The organism is Phaeobacter sp. G2, from assembly GCA_025163595.1.
GTDB lineage: Bacteria > Pseudomonadota > Alphaproteobacteria > Rhodobacterales > Rhodobacteraceae > Pseudophaeobacter.
On record CP104100.1, the window covers coordinates 662,301 to 680,367 of the forward strand.

The window sequence follows — 18,067 nt, forward strand, 5'->3', positions numbered from 1 at the left end:
GCGCAAGGGAATTGTTTTCCCGTTCCAGCCCGCCTAGGCTTAGAAAAACGATAGCAGGCAGACACGATGAGCGAGCACTCTTCAAACCCTTATGTGGGCTTGCCGGAAACGGCTTTCTGGAAGCGGGCGGTGGCGGCACGAAACCCGCTGGAGATTTCGCAACTATGGCGTCCGAAATTCCCGGTGGCGCGCAAACATAAGGTGATCACGGCGGGATCCTGTTTTGCGCAGCATTTTAGCCGGGCGCTTGTGGCGCGGGGCTATGGCTGGCTGGATGCGGAACCCGCACCAAAGCTGCTGAGCGAAGATCAGGCCCAGGCCTATCACTACGGGATCTTTTCGTTTCGCACTGGCAATATCTACACCGCACGGATGCTGCGGCAATGGTTGGGCTATGCGTTTGAAGGCGAAGAGCCCCCAGCGGAATGCTGGCAGACGGAGGGGCGGTATTATGATCCGCTGCGCCCGGGGATTGAGCCAAACGGCTTTGCTGATCCGGCCGAGTTGGAGGCCTCCCGCAGGGCCACGATGGCCGCGATTCGCCGCGCTGTCACGGAGGCGGATGTCTTTGTCTTTACCATGGGGCTGACGGAATGCTGGCGCGACCGGGAAAGTGGCCTGGAATATGCCATGTGTCCCGGCACTCTGGCGGGCCGCTTTGATGCGGACCAGCATGAGTTTGTAAACCAAAGCTTCATCGGCATTCGCCGCGATATGCGGGCGGCGCTGAAAATTCTGCGCCAGGCCAACCCCAAGCTGAAGGTGCTGCTGACCGTCTCACCAGTGCCGCTGACCGCAACCGCCTCTGGCGAGCACGTGCTGACGGCGACATCCCATTCCAAATCGGTGTTGCGGGCGGTGGCGGGGGAGCTGGCGGTAGAGTTCAGCCATGTTGATTATTTCCCATCCTATGAAATCATTACCCATCCCGCCTATCGCGGCATGTTCTACGCGCCCAATCAGCGCAGCGTGGTGGCCCAGGGGGTCAACCATGTGATGGAAAGCTTCTTTGCCTGCCAGAGCGAGGCCTTCCCCTGGCTGGCGCGCAAATCGAAACGGGGCGGACAGCCGTCGGGCGGCGGTAAGGCCGCAGCCGCAAAGGCGCGGGCGGTCAAATGCGACGAGGAGTTCCTGGATGCCTTTGGATAAGCCAAGCGCGGGCAAGAAAGCCAGCAAAAGCAGCAAGACCAACAAAACCTCACCAGGGCGGAACCTGCGGTTTTGTGTCTTTGGCGACAGCCATATTGCCTGTGTCAAACATGCCTTGGATGAGGGGCTGCTGGACCTGGAAGGGGCTGAGCTGGAATTCTGGGGCGCACCGGGGCCGCAGTTTCGCGATCTGCACCTGGAGGACGGGCGTTTTGTCGGCACCAGTGCGGCAGCCCGCGACAGCCTGGCGAAGATCAATCCGGCGCGCAGCGCAGGGCTGGAGCCGCAGGCGTTTGACGGCTTCTTGTTCATTGGCTGCCGGTTGCGCGCCTCTGACTTCCTGGTGCCCGTGCTGGCCAGTCAGCCAGGGGCGCTGGGCTATCTGAGCCAAGCGGTGCGCGATCTGATGCTGACACGTTGGCTGGAAGGTTGCCGCTGGTACCGCGCAGCACATGAATTTGCCAAACAGCGCCCGGTGTTCTTTTCACCGGCGGGGTTTCTCAATGACGGGATCGTCAGCGAGGACGAGGTGGCCCGGACGGTCAACACCGCGGCAACAGAGGCCGAGCGGGACATGCTCTGGGACCAGATTGCCAAAGCGATGAATGAGGACAACATCCAGCTGATCCGCCAGCCAGAGGAAACCGTGACCCGCGGTGGGTTGACCCGGGCCGCGTTTGCAACCAGCCTTGGCGATCAGGGCGATGACAGCGTTCATAAGAATGGCGCCTATGGGGCCTTGATCCTGAATCAGGCGCTGGGCGCGTTGCGCGCGGTGCAGAAGTAACCCTAGGGCTTGAATTCGGGCTCTGTTGGCGTTAAATGCCGCAGACCCTGCTAGCAGAGAGACACAAGGCACATGGCCACACTCAATCCCGTTCAGTTCATCCAGCAAGTCCGTGCCGAGGTGAGCAAGGTCGTTTGGCCTACCCGTCGCGAAGTTCTGCTGACCACAGTGATGGTCTTTATCATGGCGGCTTTGACGGCCGTGTTTTTTGCCCTGGTTGATATTGTGATCCGCTTTGGCCTGCAAAACCTGCTTGGCATGTTTGGCTAAGCAGTCAAACCTGTGCCGGCTGGGGGCCTGCGATATGCGCCCCAGGCCTGTGCGCAGATAGGTGGGAGCCCTGTTTGCACAAAACCGGACCCGGCTCTTGATCTTGCCCCCGTTGGCGGGTAGTTGAGCCAGAACCTCTGACGTGGGCGTGCGGCGAATCGTGTTGCGCGCCGATTTTTGTTAAAACGCTTGATGTGTTTGACAGGACCACGGCGGAAATAATTTTTACTGACGGCGTTGATTTTCTTTCGCGCGGCAAAACTAAGGACGGTCAAGTTCATGGCGAAACGGTGGTATTCGGTCAGCGTTCTTTCGAACTTCGAAAAGAAAATCGCAGAGCAGATTCGCACCTCGGTTGCCGAGCAGGGGCTTGAGGATGACATCGACGAGGTCCTGGTCCCCACCGAAGAGGTGATCGAGATCCGTCGCGGCAAGAAAGTCTCGACCGAGCGGCGCTTTATGCCCGGCTATGTGCTGGTGCATATGGAAATGTCCGACCGGGGCTATCACCTGATTTCCTCGATCAACCGGGTCACCGGCTTTCTTGGCCCGCAGGGCCGTCCGATGCCAATGCGTGACGCCGAAGTTCAGGGCATCCTGGGCCGCGTCGAAGAGGGCATCGAAGCCCCACGTACCCTGATTTCCTTTGAGATCGGCGACAAGGTCAAGGTCAACGATGGTCCGTTTGAAGACTTCGACGGTATGGTTGAAGGCGTTGATGACGGCACCCAGAAGCTGAAAGTTTCGGTGTCGATCTTTGGCCGCGAAACCCCGGTCGAGCTGGACTTTACTCAGGTTACCAAACAGAGCTGATCGTCCAACTGATTTTGGCTGGTTGATATGAACGGGCCGATCCAGATGTGATCCAGAATTGAAAACGCCGCGGTGCCCAAAGGCTCGCGGCGTTTTGCATTTGGTAGGCCTTAGCTGCCTGTGGCCTGTGTGAGGGGGGAATCCGTTCCGGCTGGTGCAAGGTCGAGAATGCCAAGCATTTCCATGCCGCCCATGATCGAATCCACCGCGATGGTCACCAGAACTATCCCCATCACCCGACTGATGACGCTGGCGCCAGTTCGGCCAATGATCCGGTTGATGACCCCCGCCATCAGCAGCAGGACCAGTGTCAGCAACAGAACCAACAGCAGCAATCCGGCGGTGATCGCCTGATCGGCGATGGTTTCGGTGTGGTTGTCCGTGAGGATCACAATGGCCAGCATCGCACCGGGGGAGGCAATGGAGGGCATGGCCAGCGGGAACACCGCCCCGGCCAGGTGATCGCGCTCGGCTTCCTGGATCTCATGCACCGGTTTGGCTTCGCCAAAAATCATCGTGAGGGCAAACAGGAACAAAACGATCCCACCCGCGATCTGAAAGGAGCCCAGCCTGAGGCCCAGCGTTTCTAGCAGGAATTGGCCACCCACGAGAAACAGGAGCAAGACTAGGGCGGCAATCGCCACAGCCCGCATGGCAAATCGGCGGTGAAGTTTTGCTGGCACGGCTTGCACTGCAAACAGGAAAACCGGGATCGTTCCCACTGGATCGATGACAACAAAGAGTGTCACAAATTCTCTGACGAGGGAGGTCCAGTCCATTATGGTGTTTTCCTTTGCGGTGCTGCGGTTCCTGCGCATATGGGGGAGGTCAGGCACATAAGGCAAGTGGCGCGGCCTGCGTCCAGTGCCTGGTGGTGAAGATCTGACGGGGGATGCTGAAGGCTTGGGCGGCGTTGGACGCATCGATAGCACTTCTGTGCTTGTCTCGCAGGGCTTTGTGCTATACGAGCCGCCCTTATCGTCTTTGGGCGAGATTCTCTCGTGGGAGATTCGGGGATCGCGATCTTCGGTCGGACCACGCAACAGCAAACCGGATGGGACGCGTCTCATCCTCCGTTGAAAGGACAACCACATGGCTAAGAAGCTTGTTGGTTCGATGAAACTGCAGGTTCCTGCAGGTCAGGCAAACCCATCTCCACCCGTTGGCCCCGCACTGGGTCAGCGCGGCATCAACATCATGGAATTCTGCAAGGCGTTCAACGCCAAGACCGCAGACATGGAGCCAGGTGCGCCTTGCCCAACCGTGATCACCTACTATCAGGACAAGTCCTTCACCATGGACATCAAGACGCCACCTGCGTCTTATTACCTGAAGAAGGCTGCCAAAGTTAAATCCGGCGCCAAGACTCCTTCGCGTGAAACCGTTGGTACCGTGACCGCTGCTCAGGTGAAAGAAATCGCCGAAGCAAAAATGAAAGATCTGAACGCCAACGATATCGAAGCGGCGATGAAGATCATCCTGGGCTCCGCCCGCTCCATGGGCATCGAGGTGAAGTAAGATGGCAAAGCTCGGAAAACGTACCCGCGCCGCGCGCGAAGCAGTCGCTGGCAAAGCCAACCTCACCGTTGCTGAAGCCGTTGCTCTGGTGAAAGCCAACGCAACCTCGAAGTTCGACGAGACCATCGAGATTGCTCTGAACCTGGGCGTTGACACCCGTCACGCGGACCAGATGGTTCGTGGCGTTGTTGGTCTGCCAAACGGCACCGGCAAATCCATGCGCGTTGCGGTATTCGCACGTGGCCCCAAGGCTGACGAAGCCAAAGCGGCTGGCGCAGATGTGATCGGCGCAGAAGACCTGATGGAAAGCATCCAGGCTGGTAACCTCGATTTCGATCGTTGCATTGCCACCCCTGACATGATGCCCATCGTTGGTCGTCTGGGTAAGATCCTTGGCCCACGCAACCTGATGCCAAACCCCAAAGTTGGCACCGTGACCATGGACGTCAAAACCGCTGTTGAAGCGGCCAAAGGCGGCGAAGTTCAGTTCAAAGCTGAAAAAGGTGGCGTTGTACACGCCGGTGTTGGCAAAGCATCTTTTGATGAAGCCAAGCTGGTCGAAAACGTCTCTGCCTTTATTGATGCAGTTGCCAAGGCGCGCCCATCGGGTGCCAAAGGTGCCTACATGAAGAAGATCGTACTGACTTCGACAATGGGCCCCGGTGTAACCCTGGACGTGGACGCTGCTGTCTCTGAGTGAGATCGCATTTTGTCGATGTGAATTGAAGATGGGCGGTGCCGCAAGGTCCGCCCATTTTCTATTGGGCCGCTTCTGTCGCGCTGTGCCGTGTGAGGGGCGGCGCAAGATAGGGTTTGTTTGGCGGTTATATGGGTCTTGTCCCGTGGTGTGTGATTTACCACTTGGAAATCCCTCGAATTGGCAGTAATACGACCAAGAGGTAAAGCGTGCGATTCGTCGTGCGCTTTATTTCATTTCGTCCAAGATGGTGGGTGACCTGTCGATCGGGTCTTAATTTCCCTCCTGAGACGGGAGAGACAAAAAAGATCGAGGGTTCTTTTATACCTTCGGGCGACGTTGGCTATCCCTGTAAAACGGACTTGAACGTCAGGCAGTTTTGTCTGGCACATCAATGAGCCGGGGTGTTTACACCCCAAATTTGGAGAGAACTGTGGATAGAGCCCAGAAAGAGAAATTGGTCGAGGAACTCGGCCAGATCTTCGAAAGCTCTGGCGTCGTGGTGGTTGCTCACTACGCCGGTCTTACAGTTGCTGATATGCAGGACCTACGAGCGCGCGCAAGCGATGCTGGTAGTGCCGTGCGTGTTGCCAAAAACAGGCTCGCCAAAATCGCCCTCGAGGGTAAGTCATGTGAAAGCATTTCTAACCTGCTGACGGGGATGACCGTTCTGACCTATTCTGAGGACCCTGTGGCAGCTGCCAAAGTGGCCGAAGATTTCGCCAAAGAGAACAAGAAATTCGAAATTCTTGGCGGCGCAATGGGTGAGAACGCTCTGGACCGGGCTGGTGTTACAGCTGTGTCGAAAATGCCTTCGCGCGACGAGCTTATTGCTCAGATCGCAAGCTGCATCGGCGCACCTGCAAGCAACATCGCTGGGGCCATTGGCGCACCTGCAAGCAATATCGCAAGCATTCTTTCGACCATCGAAGAGAAGGCGGAAGCTGCGTAAGCGGTTAGCACTGAATGACTGGCGTGGGGAAATATCCCATGCGTTGGAACACATACACTGAACACGGAAAGAGCTGATACAATGGCTGATCTGAAAGCACTCGCAGAAAGCATCGTGGGTCTGACCCTGCTGGAAGCACAAGAACTGAAAACCATCCTCAAAGACGAGTATGGCATCGAGCCCGCCGCTGGCGGCGCAGTGATGATGGCAGGCCCCGCCGATGGCGCCGCTGCCGAAGAAGAAAAAACTGAATTCGACGTCGTTCTGAAGAACGCCGGCGCATCCAAAATCAACGTGATCAAAGAAGTTCGCGGCATCACCGGTCTTGGCCTGAAAGAAGCCAAAGAGCTGGTTGAAGCTGGCGGCAAGATCAAAGAAGGCGTGTCGAAAGACGAAGCCGAAGACGTCAAAGGCAAGCTGGAAGCAGCTGGCGCCGAAGTCGAAGTGGCCTAAGCCATTTTGTCTGGGGATTTGGTCAGGTTTCCCTGACCCTTCCTTATATATTTCAGGCTGGATCCGAAGAAATTCGGGTCCAGCCGAATCTGTCTTAGAAAGGGCCATTGTTAACGGTCCTTTCTCAGGCGCGGTTCAACGGATCGGGAGGCCGCCATTCGGGACGGTGGCCATGAATAGATCCAACCACGCTGTCTCGTATGGGCAAGATGCTGTGGCCCGGCAGCAGTCTTGACCGGTGAGAACTCGAAAGGTGACATCTGACATGGCTCAAACGTTCCTTGGCCAGAAACGTCTACGCAAATATTATGGCAAAATCCGCGAAGTGCTGGATATGCCGAACCTCATTGAGGTTCAAAAATCGTCCTACGACCTGTTTCTCCGTTCCGGAGATTCCCCAGAGCCGCTCGACGGCGAGGGCATCAAGGGCGTATTCCAGTCGGTTTTCCCGATCAAGGATTTCAACGAAACCTCCGTTCTGGAGTTCGTGAAATACGCGTTTGAGAAACCCAAGTACGACGTCGAAGAATGCATGCAGCGCGACATGACCTATTCAGCACCGCTGAAGGTTACTCTGCGTCTGATCGTGTTTGATACCGACGAAGATACAGGCGCCAAGTCGGTCAAGGACATCAAAGAGCAGGACGTCTTCATGGGCGACATGCCTCTGATGACCCCCAACGGCACCTTTGTTGTCAATGGCACCGAGCGTGTTATCGTCTCCCAGATGCACCGGTCGCCCGGCGTGTTCTTTGACCACGACAAGGGTAAGACGCATTCCTCTGGTAAGCTGCTGTTTGCCTGCCGCATCATCCCGTACCGCGGCTCCTGGCTGGACTTTGAATTCGACGCCAAAGACATCGTCTTTGCCCGGATTGACCGTCGCCGTAAACTGCCTGTGACCACCCTGCTTTATGCGCTGGGGCTGGACCAGGAAGCCATCATGGATGCCTATTACAACACGGTGAACTACTCGCTCGATCCGAGCCGTGGTTGGGTGACCCCCTTCTTCCCCGATCGTGTCCGTGGCACCCGTCCGACCTATGATCTGGTTGATGCGGCCTCGGGTGAGGTTTTTGCCGAAGCCGGTAAAAAGGTCACGCCGCGCGCTGTGAAGAAAATGATCGACGAGGGCGCGATCAAAAATCTTCTGGTTCCGTTTGAAAATATCATCGGCAAGTTTGTCGCCAAGGATATCATCAACGAAGAAAACGGTGCGATCTACGTTGAGGCCGGCGATGAGCTGACCATGGAATACGACAAAGGCGGCGACATCATTGGTGGCACCGTCAAGGAACTGATGGATGCCGGGATCACCGACATCCCTGTTCTGGACATCGACAACGTCAATGTCGGCCCCTACATGCGCAACACCATGGCGGCGGATAAAAACATGGGTCGCGACACCGCGCTCATGGATATCTACCGTGTGATGCGCCCGGGCGAACCCCCCACCGTCGAAGCAGCCTCGGCGCTGTTTGACACCTTGTTCTTTGATAGCGAACGCTATGATCTCTCGGCCGTTGGTCGGGTGAAAATGAACATGCGCCTGGCGCTGGACGCCGAAGACACCCAGCGGACCCTGCGCAAGGAAGACATCGTTTCCTGCATCAAGGCCCTGGTTGATCTGCGTGACGGCCGTGGCGGCATTGATGACATTGACCACCTTGGCAACCGTCGTGTGCGTTCTGTTGGCGAACTGATGGAAAACCAGTACCGCGTTGGTCTGTTGCGCATGGAGCGCGCGATCAAAGAGCGGATGTCCTCTGTTGAGATCGACACTGTGATGCCACAGGATCTGATCAACGCCAAACCCGCCGCGGCTGCGGTACGTGAATTCTTTGGCTCCTCGCAGCTGTCGCAGTTCATGGACCAAACCAACCCGCTGTCGGAAGTCACCCACAAACGCCGTCTCTCGGCGCTTGGGCCTGGCGGTCTGACCCGTGAGCGTGCCGGTTTTGAAGTGCGAGATGTGCACCCGACCCACTATGGCCGGATGTGTCCCATTGAAACGCCGGAAGGCCCGAACATTGGTCTGATCAACTCTCTGGCGACCTTTGCCCGCGTCAACAAGTATGGCTTTATCGAAACACCCTACCGGGTTGTGAACGAAGGTCAGGTCACTGACGAAGTGCACTACATGTCGGCGACCGAAGAAATGCGCCACACTGTGGCGCAGGCCAACGCCTCGCTGGATGAAAACGGCAAGTTCACCAATGATCTGGTATCGACCCGTCAGTCCGGTGACTACACGCTGGCGCCAAGCGAAAGCGTTGATCTGATCGACGTGTCGCCCAAACAGCTGGTCTCGGTTGCGGCGTCTTTGATCCCGTTCCTGGAAAATGACGATGCGAACAGGGCCTTGATGGGCTCGAACATGCAACGTCAGGCGGTTCCACTTCTGCGTGCCGAGGCCCCACTGGTGGGCACCGGTATCGAAGAAGTTGTGGCGCGGGATTCTGGTGCGGCGATCATGGCGAAACGCGGTGGCGTCATCGACCAGGTCGATGCCCAGCGTATCGTTATCCGTGCCACCTCTGACCTGGAACTAGGCGACGCAGGCGTAGACATCTACCGCATGCGCAAGTTCCAGCGCTCGAACCAGAACACCTGCATCAACCAGCGTCCGCTGGTGCGTGTGGGTCAGGAAGTCCGCAAGGGCGAAGTTATTGCCGATGGCCCCTCCACCGATATCGGTGAACTGGCGCTGGGTAAAAACGTCGTCGTGGCCTTCATGCCCTGGAATGGCTACAACTACGAAGACTCCATTCTGATCTCCGAGCGTATCGCCCGGGACGACGTCTTTACCTCGATCCACATCGAGGAATTCGAAGTCGCCGCCCGTGATACCAAGCTGGGCCCAGAAGAGATCACCCGTGACATCCCCAACGTTGGTGAAGAAGCGCTGCGCAACCTCGACGAGGCGGGCATCGTGTACATCGGCGCTGATGTTGAACCCGGTGATATCCTGGTCGGCAAAATCACACCAAAGGGCGAAAGCCCGATGACGCCAGAAGAAAAACTGCTGCGCGCCATCTTTGGTGAGAAAGCTTCGGATGTTCGCGACACCTCGCTGCGGGTGAAGCCTGGTGACTACGGCACAATCGTCGAAGTCCGCGTCTTCAACCGTCACGGCGTCGAAAAAGACGAACGTGCGTTGCAGATCGAACGGGAAGAGGTCGAACGTCTGGCCCGTGACCGCGACGATGAGCTGGCGATCCTGGACCGCAACATCTACGCCCGTCTGCGCAGCATGCTGCTGGGTAAAGTGGCCGTCAAAGGCCCCAAAGGTATCCGTACCGGGACCCCCATTGACGAAGATGCCCTGTCACAGCTGAGCCGTGGCCAGTGGTGGATGGTTGCCCTCGAAGAAGAAGAGGACGCCAAGGTTGTTGAGGCCCTGAACGAGCAGTACGAAGCGCAGAAACGCGCGCTCGACGCCCGTTTTGAAGACAAGGTCGAAAAAGTCCGCCGTGGTGACGATCTGCCACCCGGTGTGATGAAGATGGTCAAAGTCTTTATCGCCGTGAAGCGTAAGCTTCAGCCTGGTGATAAAATGGCTGGTCGTCACGGCAACAAAGGTGTGATCTCGAAAGTGGTTCCCATGGAGGACATGCCGTTCCTTCAGGATGGTACCCCTGTCGATTTCTGTCTGAACCCGCTTGGTGTTCCGTCGCGGATGAACGTTGGTCAGATTCTTGAAACGCATATGGGCTGGGCCGCACGCGGTCTGGGCATCCAGGTGGATGATGCGCTGCAGGAATACCGTCGCTCCGGCGATATGACCCCCGTGCGTGATGCGATGAAACATGCCTATGGTGAAAACGTCTATGAAGAAGGCCTTGCGGACATGTCCGAAGAGGATCTTCTTGAGGCGGCAGGCAATGTGACCCGTGGTGTGCCAATTGCGACACCTGTCTTTGATGGTGCCAAAGAGGCTGACGTGAACGACGCGCTGGTGCGTGCCGGGTTCGACACCTCCGGTCAGTCGGTTCTGTATGATGGTCGTACGGGTGAGCAGTTTGCCCGCCCTGTGACCGTCGGCATGAAGTATCTGCTGAAACTGCATCACCTGGTTGACGACAAGATCCACGCCCGTTCCACAGGCCCATACTCGCTGGTTACCCAGCAGCCATTGGGTGGTAAGGCGCAGTTTGGTGGTCAGCGTTTCGGGGAAATGGAAGTCTGGGCTCTGGAAGCCTATGGCGCCGCCTATACCCTGCAGGAAATGCTCACCGTCAAATCGGATGACGTTGCCGGTCGGACCAAGGTCTATGAATCGATCGTCAAAGGCGAGGACAACTTTGAAGCGGGCGTGCCCGAAAGCTTCAACGTTCTGGTCAAAGAAGTCCGTGGCCTCGGTCTGAACATGGAACTCCTGGATGCGGAGGAAGAGGAGTAAGGGCGCCCGCCCTTACTTCCACTCCCCCCTTCCGCACAAATTTGAGGAAACACAAATGAACCAGGAAATCACCAACAACCCGTTCAACCCGCTGACGCCGACCAAGGTCTTTGATGAAATCAAAGTCTCCCTGGCGTCGCCGGAACGGATCCTGTCTTGGTCTTATGGCGAAATCAAAAAGCCAGAAACCATCAACTACCGGACCTTCAAGCCCGAGCGCGACGGGCTGTTCTGTGCCCGTATCTTTGGCCCGATCAAAGACTACGAATGCCTCTGTGGTAAATATAAGCGCATGAAGTATCGCGGCGTTGTCTGCGAGAAATGTGGTGTTGAAGTTACCCTGCAGAAAGTGCGCCGCGAGCGCATGGGCCATATCGAACTGGCAGCCCCAGTTGCGCACATCTGGTTCCTCAAGTCGCTTCCTTCCCGGATCGGCCTGATGCTGGACATGACCCTGCGCGATCTGGAGCGGGTTTTGTACTTTGAAAACTACGTTGTTATCGAACCCGGTCTGACCGATCTGACCTATGGCCAGATGATGACCGAAGAAGAGTACATGGACGCCCAGGATGCCTATGGCATGGATGCTTTCACCGCCAATATCGGCGCCGAAGCAATCCGCGAAATGCTGGCGGCCATTGATCTGGATTCCGAGGCAGAGCACCTGCGCGCCGAGCTGGCCGAGGCCACTGGTGAGCTGAAGCCCAAGAAGATCATCAAACGTCTGAAAGTTGTGGAATCCTTCCTGGAATCCGGCAACCGCCCAGAATGGATGATCATGACCGTGATCCCGGTTATTCCGCCAGAGCTGCGCCCGCTGGTGCCGCTGGACGGGGGCCGTTTTGCGACCTCTGACCTCAACGATCTGTATCGTCGGGTAATCAACCGGAACAACCGTCTGAAGCGCCTGATCGAGCTGCGCGCCCCTGACATCATCGTTCGTAACGAAAAGCGGATGTTGCAGGAATCTGTGGATGCGCTGTTTGACAACGGCCGTCGTGGCCGGGTCATCACCGGTGCCAACAAGCGTCCGCTGAAATCGCTCAGCGATATGCTGAAAGGCAAACAGGGTCGCTTCCGTCAGAACCTTTTGGGTAAGCGCGTCGACTTCTCCGGTCGTTCGGTCATTGTGACCGGCCCCGAGCTGAAGTTGCATCAGTGTGGCTTGCCCAAAAAGATGGCGCTGGAGCTGTTCAAACCCTTCATCTATTCGCGTCTTGAGGCCAAAGGTCTGTCCTCAACCGTGAAGCAGGCGAAGAAGCTGGTGGAAAAAGAGCGTCCCGAAGTGTGGGATATCTTGGACGAAGTCATCCGCGAACACCCTGTCATGCTGAACCGGGCGCCAACACTGCACCGTCTTGGTATCCAGGCGTTTGAACCCACGCTGATCGAAGGCAAGGCCATCCAGCTGCACCCGCTGGTTTGCTCGGCTTTCAACGCTGACTTTGACGGTGACCAGATGGCTGTTCACGTGCCGCTGAGCCTTGAGGCCCAGCTGGAAGCACGCGTTTTGATGATGTCGACCAACAACGTTCTGTCGCCTGCAAACGGCGCGCCAATCATCGTTCCGTCGCAGGATATGATCTTGGGTCTCTACTATGTGACCCTGGACCGCGAAGGCATGATCGGTGAAGGCAAGGTCTTTGGCACCATCGAAGAAGTGCAGCACGCGCTGGACGCCGGTGAAGTTCACCTGCACTCCCGCGTCACTGCGCGGATCACCCAGATTGACGACGAAGGCAACGAAGTGCTTCAGCGCTTTGAAACCACGCCGGGTCGTGTTTTGCTGGGCGCATTGCTGCCCAAGAACGCCAAGGCGCCGTTTGAGCTGGTGAACCGTCTTCTGCGGAAGAAAGAGGTGCAGCAGGTCATCGATACTGTCTACCGCTACTGTGGTCAGAAAGAGTCGGTTATCTTCTGTGACCAGATCATGACCATGGGTTTCCGCGAGGCCTTCAAGGCAGGTATTTCGTTCGGCAAGGACGATATGGTTGTTCCTGAAACCAAATGGCCCATCGTCAACGAGACCCGCAGTCTGGTGAAAGACTTTGAACAACAGTACATGGACGGCCTGATCACTCAGGGTGAAAAGTACAACAAAGTTGTGGATGCCTGGTCTAAATGTAACGACCGCGTCACGGACGCCATGATGACCACGATTTCGACCTCCAAGCGCCATGACGACGGCTCTGAGGCGGAACCAAACTCGGTCTATATGATGGCCCACTCCGGTGCCCGTGGTTCGGTTACGCAGATGAAACAGCTGGGCGGTATGCGGGGCCTGATGGCCAAGCCAAACGGCGACATCATCGAGACACCGATCATCTCGAACTTTAAAGAAGGCCTGTCGGTTCTGGAGTACTTCAACTCCACCCACGGTGCCCGTAAAGGTCTGTCGGATACGGCTCTGAAAACTGCGAACTCGGGTTATCTGACCCGTCGTCTGGTTGACGTGGCACAGGATTGCATCGTGCGCGATCGGGACTGTGGCACCGAAAACTCGATCACGGCCTCTGCTGCGGTCAATGACGGTGAAGTGGTTGCCAGCCTTGGTGAGCGCATCCTGGGTCGTGTCACTGCTGAAGACGTCAAACGTCCAGGCACCGAGGAAATCCTTGCGGCGTCCGGTCAACTGATCGACGAACGTCTGGCCGACACCATCGAAGAAGCCGGTGTTCAGACCATGCGCATTCGTTCGCCTCTGACCTGTGAGGCCGAAGAGGGCGTCTGCGCCATGTGCTATGGTCGTGACCTTGCACGTGGTACCATGGTCAACACCGGTGAAGCTGTCGGCATTATCGCCGCGCAGTCGATTGGTGAACCCGGTACACAGCTGACAATGCGGACCTTCCACATTGGCGGCGTTGCTCAGGGTGGTCAGCAGTCCTTCCAGGAAGCCAGCCACGACGGTAAGATCGTTTATGAAAACGAAAACACTCTGAAGAACTCCGATGGAGACGTTCTGATTGTTGGTCGTAACATGAAGATGATCATCCAGGACGAACACGGTGAAGAACGCGCCAGCCACAAGCTGAGCTACGGTTCCAAACTCTTCGTCAAGGCCGGTCAGCAGATTGCCCGTGGTGACAAACTGTTCGAATGGGATCCCTATACTCTGCCAATCATCGCCGAAAAATCCGGTACGACAAAATATGTCGATCTGGTTTCGGGTATCGCTGTGCGCGATGAAACCGATGAAGCAACAGGTATGACCCAGAAGATCGTGATCGACTGGCGCGCCGCCCCCAAAGGCAGCGAACTCAAGCCTGAGATCATTCTGGTGGACAGCGATGGCGAGCCTATGCGTCTCGACAATGGCAACCCTGTGACCTACCCGATGTCTGTGGATGCGGTTCTCTCGGTTGAGGATGGCGAAGCGGTTCAGGCTGGTGACGTTGTTGCGCGTATCCCGCGTGAAGGCGCCAAGACCAAGGACATTACCGGTGGTCTGCCACGGGTTGCGGAACTGTTCGAAGCCCGTCGTCCCAAGGATCACGCCATCATCGCCGAACTGGATGGTTACGTGCGCTTTGGCCGCGACTACAAGAACAAGCGCCGCATCGCCATTGATCCTGCGGATGAGTCGCTGGATGCCGTCGAATACATGGTGCCCAAGGGTAAGCACATTCCTGTTCAGGAAGGTGACTTTGTCCAGAAGGGTGACTACATCATGGACGGTAACCCAGCACCGCATGACATCCTTGGCATCATGGGTGTCGAAGCCCTGGCGAACTACATGATCGACGAAGTGCAGGACGTGTATCGCCTGCAGGGTGTGAAGATCAACGATAAGCACATCGAAGTCATCGTGCGCCAGATGCTGCAGAAATGGGAGATCTCGGACTCGGGTGAAACCACACTGCTCAAAGGCGAACATGTGGATAAGGCAGAGTTCATCGCAGCCAATGAAAAAGCGCTGTCGCGCAACAAGCGTCCTGCCAAGGGCGCGCCGATCCTGCTTGGGATCACCAAGGCATCGTTGCAGACACGTTCCTTCATCTCGGCGGCCTCCTTCCAGGAGACCACCCGGGTTCTGACCGAAGCTTCGGTTCAGGGTAAGAAGGATAAACTGGTTGGCCTGAAAGAGAACGTCATCGTTGGCCGTCTGATCCCAGCCGGGACAGGTGGGGCAACCCAGCGCGTTCGCACGATCGCTCAGGGTCGCGACAATGTGGTTCTTGAGGCCCGTCGCGAAGAAGCCGAAGCCGCCGCCGCACTGGCAGCGCCTGTGGCGGAAAGCGACCTGGCAAGCGATACCTTCGACAATCTGGTGGAGACACCGGAAAGCCGCGATTGAGCTCAGGCGCCCTACGGCACTGACGAATGAGATTGAAACCCCCGCGCTTTGGTGCGGGGGTTTCTTTTTGTGCTTGCCAGCCCCATGGGCTATTTAGACACTGCAGGGGCAAGGGGCGCGATGATGCAGAGCATGAACATGGTGGGACTGGTGCGTTTTTCAGTGCTGACGCCGACCTATTACTCTGAACGGTTTGCCAACCTGAAACAGACCGCTCGGCATCTGTTCAACCCGGACCGAATGGAGCTGCGTTTCAGCGTTTTTGAGAACCTTTGCCTGCCATCGCTGGTGCGCCAGAGTGATCCGAATTTTGATCTGGTGGTGCTGACCGCCAAGGCAATGCCCGAGCTCTACCTCAATCGGTTGGCTGATCTTTTGGCGCCTTATGACAATATCCACCTGCGCCCTGTGGGGACGCGCAACCACTACCGGTTGTTGAAACAGGGCTATGACTCGGTGCCGTCACAGGGCGCCAGCCACCGCATTCTGTTTCGCCTGGATGATGATGACGCGGTGGACCTGGATTTTGTCCGCCGCACCCGTCGGTTGGCCGCGGGGCTGCTGCCGTTGCAACCAGCCGAGACCTCTTTTGTGATCGCCCATAATCGCGGGTTTTATTTGCAAGCCACCCCAGATGGCCCGCAGGTGTTTGATGCCATTGAGCAAGCGCCCCTGTCAGCGGGCACCGCGCTGGTGACCCCGGTGGAGAGCGGTGCCAATCCCTATAGGTTCAACCACCGCAGACTGGCGCGGCACTATAATCTCTATTCGGATATGCAGGTGCCTGCCTATATCCGTACGATCCATGGGGATAACAAATCCGAACCGGCGCAAACCGGCATTACTGGCCGGATGGACCCCGACGAAATCGACGCCAGTCTACAGGCCCATTTTGGCCAGAGCCTCGCGGCCTTAAAGGGGCTTTGAGCCATGACACCCAATCACAAAGGCGCGCTGTTCATGATGGGGGCCATGGCGGCCTTTACCTTTAACGACACATTGGTCAAGGGGGTGGGAGACGCGCTGCCGCTGTCGCAGATCCTGGTTCTGCGCGGCGCCATGGCCTCGCTGTTGATCTATGCCTTTGCCCGTTACCAGGGCAGCCTGCGTTTTCGGCTGAGCCGCCGGGACTGGGGCCTGGTGGGCCTGCGCTGTCTGGCCGAAGGCGGCGCCACCTTCCTGTTCCTGACGGCGCTGATGCAGATGCCAATTGCCAATATCACCGCAGTTTTGCAGATGTTGCCCCTGACCGTCACCCTAGGCGCATCCCTGTTGTTCCAAGAGCCAGTGGGCTGGCGCCGCATGGTGGCGATCCTGGTTGGCTTTTGCGGTATGTTGATGATTGTGCGGCCGGGACCGGGCGGCTTTGAACCGGCCTCGGTCTATGCGCTGGGGGCGGTGGCCTGTGTCACCCTGCGGGATCTGTCAACGCGGCGGATGTCTGCAAATGTGCCCTCGATGACGGTGACGGTTCTGGCCTCCTTTTCGGTGCTGGGATTTGGCATCGGCTATAGTTTCTTTCAGGACTGGGTGCCTGTTTCCACCGGGCAGGTGGGTCTGTTGGCCGGCGCGGCCTGCATCATTTTGTTGGGCTATCTTGGCTCGGTGATGGCAATGCGGGTTGGCGATGTCGCGGTGGTGTCGCCGTTTCGCTACACCGGGTTGTTGTGGGCGCTGATCCTGGGCTGGCTGGTCTTTGGTGACTGGCCGGACCAGTTGACCCTGATGGGTGCCACCCTGGTGGTGGCAGCTGGCCTGTTCACCCTGTACCGGGAACGGCAGCAGACCAGTGGCTAGGGCCGGCAGCTAGCTCTTGGCTGCAAAGATCCGGCGGACATCATCCTGGCGCAGGGCAAACCGGGCCTCAAAATCCGCTGCAAGCGCGTCATCTATCGGGGTGACCGGAACCGGCTTCACCTTCTTTTGCCGCGAGTCATTAAAGCCATTGTGGCTGCGCACAAACATCGGCGCATCGCTAATGGTGACCGTGGGCATGAAGCGCAGGATCTTTTCGTGGGCAAAGTTCATGATGGTCAGCGGACAGTTCCCCTGCACATACATCCCCAAGGAGGCGACATAATAGGGCCGGTGAATTTCCGTTGCCGCAATCCCGGCAGCGCCTAATTCGGCGACATAGCCGCGATTAAAATCAACGGCCAGGGTTTTGCTTTTTGCAACCAGGCCAGGACAGTCCTGTAGGGTCTGGCGCAGGCGTTCGATAAAATCCACCGAGATGGCATCATCGTCATCATGGCGAAACTGCAGGCATGGCGCCTGCGGGTCGCGCCGCGCTGCATTCAGGATCTCTTTCATCACCTGGCGCTGCCTGCGCGGGGGCTCGGCATGGATGGTGATCTGGGGTATATCAGCGCAAAGATCGCGCAGCCGCGAGACGTGATGGGCAGGCAGGCTGTCGCCAATCACGATGATCAGCTCAAAATCCTGATCGGTCTGCGTCCGCAGGCAGGGCAGGGCGATGGCCTCCATCAGCTGAAACCGCTCTTCCAGACGCGCTTCGGCGTAGAGAAAGGCAATGCGTTCTTCGATAGAGTCGTGTTCCACCTGAAAACCGCCGATGGCAGGGTAGGAAAAACGGCAAAGACCAATAACCTGCATGTGCGATGTCCTGAAAGGCTGTATTTTTTGGCAGTCAGCACAACTATGCATGGCAAAGGCCGTGGCGCAAGCGGCTCTTCCTGCAGCGGGGGCTGCGGTGGAGTTGACAAGCC

General features: G+C 57.4%; 14 protein-coding genes. 12 read left to right on the top strand and 2 right to left on the bottom strand.

The features are described 5' to 3' along the window. The first annotated feature begins 66 nt into the window (after window positions 1-66). From N1037_03215 to nusG, 4 genes are all read left to right on the top strand, one after another. Window positions 67-1,149: a GSCFA domain-containing protein gene (locus tag N1037_03215; protein UWS80051.1), complete on the top strand. Its 1,083-nt coding sequence runs from the start codon at window positions 67-69 to the stop codon at window positions 1,147-1,149. Further along, window positions 1,136-1,936 (top strand): hypothetical protein, encoded by an 801-nt coding sequence (locus tag N1037_03220; GenBank protein ID UWS80052.1) that lies wholly within the window; start codon window positions 1,136-1,138, stop codon window positions 1,934-1,936. Before N1037_03215 ends, N1037_03220 begins: the two co-directional genes overlap by 14 nt. Before the next feature lie 72 nt (window positions 1,937-2,008). Continuing rightward, window positions 2,009-2,206, top strand: a complete 198-nt coding sequence (gene secE / locus N1037_03225) for a preprotein translocase subunit SecE (protein UWS80053.1) — start codon at window positions 2,009-2,011, stop codon at window positions 2,204-2,206. 279 nt (window positions 2,207-2,485) lie between these two features. Continuing rightward, window positions 2,486-3,019: a transcription termination/antitermination protein NusG gene (nusG, locus tag N1037_03230; GenBank protein ID UWS80054.1), complete on the top strand. Its 534-nt coding sequence runs from the start codon at window positions 2,486-2,488 to the stop codon at window positions 3,017-3,019. 110 nt (window positions 3,020-3,129) lie between these two features. Here the strand turns inward: nusG and N1037_03235 are convergent, their stop codons facing one another. Beyond that, on the bottom strand, window positions 3,130-3,798 hold the full coding sequence (locus tag N1037_03235) for a MarC family protein (protein UWS80055.1): 669 nt from the start codon (window positions 3,796-3,798) through the stop codon (window positions 3,130-3,132). A 313-nt stretch (window positions 3,799-4,111) separates the two neighbouring features. On the opposite strand from N1037_03235, the gene rplK reads away from it, so the two are divergent. From rplK to N1037_03275, 8 genes are all read left to right on the top strand, one after another. After that, window positions 4,112-4,537, top strand: coding sequence for a 50S ribosomal protein L11 (gene rplK, locus N1037_03240; protein ID UWS80056.1), 426 nt, complete (start codon window positions 4,112-4,114; stop codon window positions 4,535-4,537). 1 nt (window position 4,538) lies between these two features. Continuing rightward, window positions 4,539-5,237, top strand: a complete 699-nt coding sequence (rplA, locus tag N1037_03245) for a 50S ribosomal protein L1 (GenBank protein UWS80057.1) — start codon at window positions 4,539-4,541, stop codon at window positions 5,235-5,237. 430 nt (window positions 5,238-5,667) lie between these two features. After that, window positions 5,668-6,186, top strand: a complete 519-nt coding sequence (rplJ, locus tag N1037_03250) for a 50S ribosomal protein L10 (protein UWS80058.1) — start codon at window positions 5,668-5,670, stop codon at window positions 6,184-6,186. An 81-nt stretch (window positions 6,187-6,267) separates the two neighbouring features. Next, a complete protein-coding gene (gene rplL / locus N1037_03255; GenBank protein ID UWS80059.1) occupies window positions 6,268-6,639 on the top strand; it encodes a 50S ribosomal protein L7/L12 in 372 nt (123 codons plus the stop codon). A gap of 265 nt (window positions 6,640-6,904) precedes the next feature. Beyond that, window positions 6,905-11,041 (top strand): DNA-directed RNA polymerase subunit beta, encoded by a 4,137-nt coding sequence (gene rpoB / locus N1037_03260; GenBank protein ID UWS80060.1) that lies wholly within the window; start codon window positions 6,905-6,907, stop codon window positions 11,039-11,041. 55 nt (window positions 11,042-11,096) lie between these two features. After that, the gene (gene rpoC, locus N1037_03265; protein ID UWS80061.1) at window positions 11,097-15,338 is read left to right on the top strand and encodes a DNA-directed RNA polymerase subunit beta'; all 4,242 of its coding nucleotides are present in this window, start codon (window positions 11,097-11,099) and stop codon (window positions 15,336-15,338) included. 120 nt (window positions 15,339-15,458) lie between these two features. Next, the gene (locus tag N1037_03270; GenBank protein UWS80062.1) at window positions 15,459-16,265 is read left to right on the top strand and encodes a putative rhamnosyl transferase; all 807 of its coding nucleotides are present in this window, start codon (window positions 15,459-15,461) and stop codon (window positions 16,263-16,265) included. 3 nt (window positions 16,266-16,268) lie between these two features. Continuing rightward, the gene (locus N1037_03275; GenBank protein ID UWS80063.1) at window positions 16,269-17,135 is read left to right on the top strand and encodes a DMT family transporter; all 867 of its coding nucleotides are present in this window, start codon (window positions 16,269-16,271) and stop codon (window positions 17,133-17,135) included. A 9-nt stretch (window positions 17,136-17,144) separates the two neighbouring features. Here the strand turns inward: N1037_03275 and N1037_03280 are convergent, their stop codons facing one another. Next, on the bottom strand, window positions 17,145-17,954 hold the full coding sequence (locus N1037_03280) for a putative rhamnosyl transferase (GenBank protein UWS80064.1): 810 nt from the start codon (window positions 17,952-17,954) through the stop codon (window positions 17,145-17,147). Window positions 17,955-18,067 lie beyond the last annotated feature (113 nt).

What these genes read in the sequence shown, in the direction of transcription:
- N1037_03215 (UWS80051.1), top strand. Translation starts at nt 67, where the DNA reads ATGAGCGAGCACTCTTCAAACCCTTATGTGGGCTTGCCGGAAACGGCT.
- N1037_03220 (UWS80052.1), top strand. Translation starts at nt 1,136, where the DNA reads ATGCCTTTGGATAAGCCAAGCGCGGGCAAGAAAGCCAGCAAAAGCAGC.
- secE (UWS80053.1), top strand. Translation starts at nt 2,009, where the DNA reads ATGGCCACACTCAATCCCGTTCAGTTCATCCAGCAAGTCCGTGCCGAG.
- nusG (UWS80054.1), top strand. Translation starts at nt 2,486, where the DNA reads ATGGCGAAACGGTGGTATTCGGTCAGCGTTCTTTCGAACTTCGAAAAG.
- N1037_03235 (UWS80055.1), bottom strand. Translation starts at nt 3,798, where the DNA reads ATGGACTGGACCTCCCTCGTCAGAGAATTTGTGACACTCTTTGTTGTC.
- rplK (UWS80056.1), top strand. Translation starts at nt 4,112, where the DNA reads ATGGCTAAGAAGCTTGTTGGTTCGATGAAACTGCAGGTTCCTGCAGGT.
- rplA (UWS80057.1), top strand. Translation starts at nt 4,539, where the DNA reads ATGGCAAAGCTCGGAAAACGTACCCGCGCCGCGCGCGAAGCAGTCGCT.
- rplL (UWS80059.1), top strand. Translation starts at nt 6,268, where the DNA reads ATGGCTGATCTGAAAGCACTCGCAGAAAGCATCGTGGGTCTGACCCTG.
- rpoB (UWS80060.1), top strand. Translation starts at nt 6,905, where the DNA reads ATGGCTCAAACGTTCCTTGGCCAGAAACGTCTACGCAAATATTATGGC.
- rpoC (UWS80061.1), top strand. Translation starts at nt 11,097, where the DNA reads ATGAACCAGGAAATCACCAACAACCCGTTCAACCCGCTGACGCCGACC.
- N1037_03270 (UWS80062.1), top strand. Translation starts at nt 15,459, where the DNA reads ATGATGCAGAGCATGAACATGGTGGGACTGGTGCGTTTTTCAGTGCTG.
- N1037_03275 (UWS80063.1), top strand. Translation starts at nt 16,269, where the DNA reads ATGACACCCAATCACAAAGGCGCGCTGTTCATGATGGGGGCCATGGCG.
- N1037_03280 (UWS80064.1), bottom strand. Translation starts at nt 17,954, where the DNA reads ATGCAGGTTATTGGTCTTTGCCGTTTTTCCTACCCTGCCATCGGCGGT.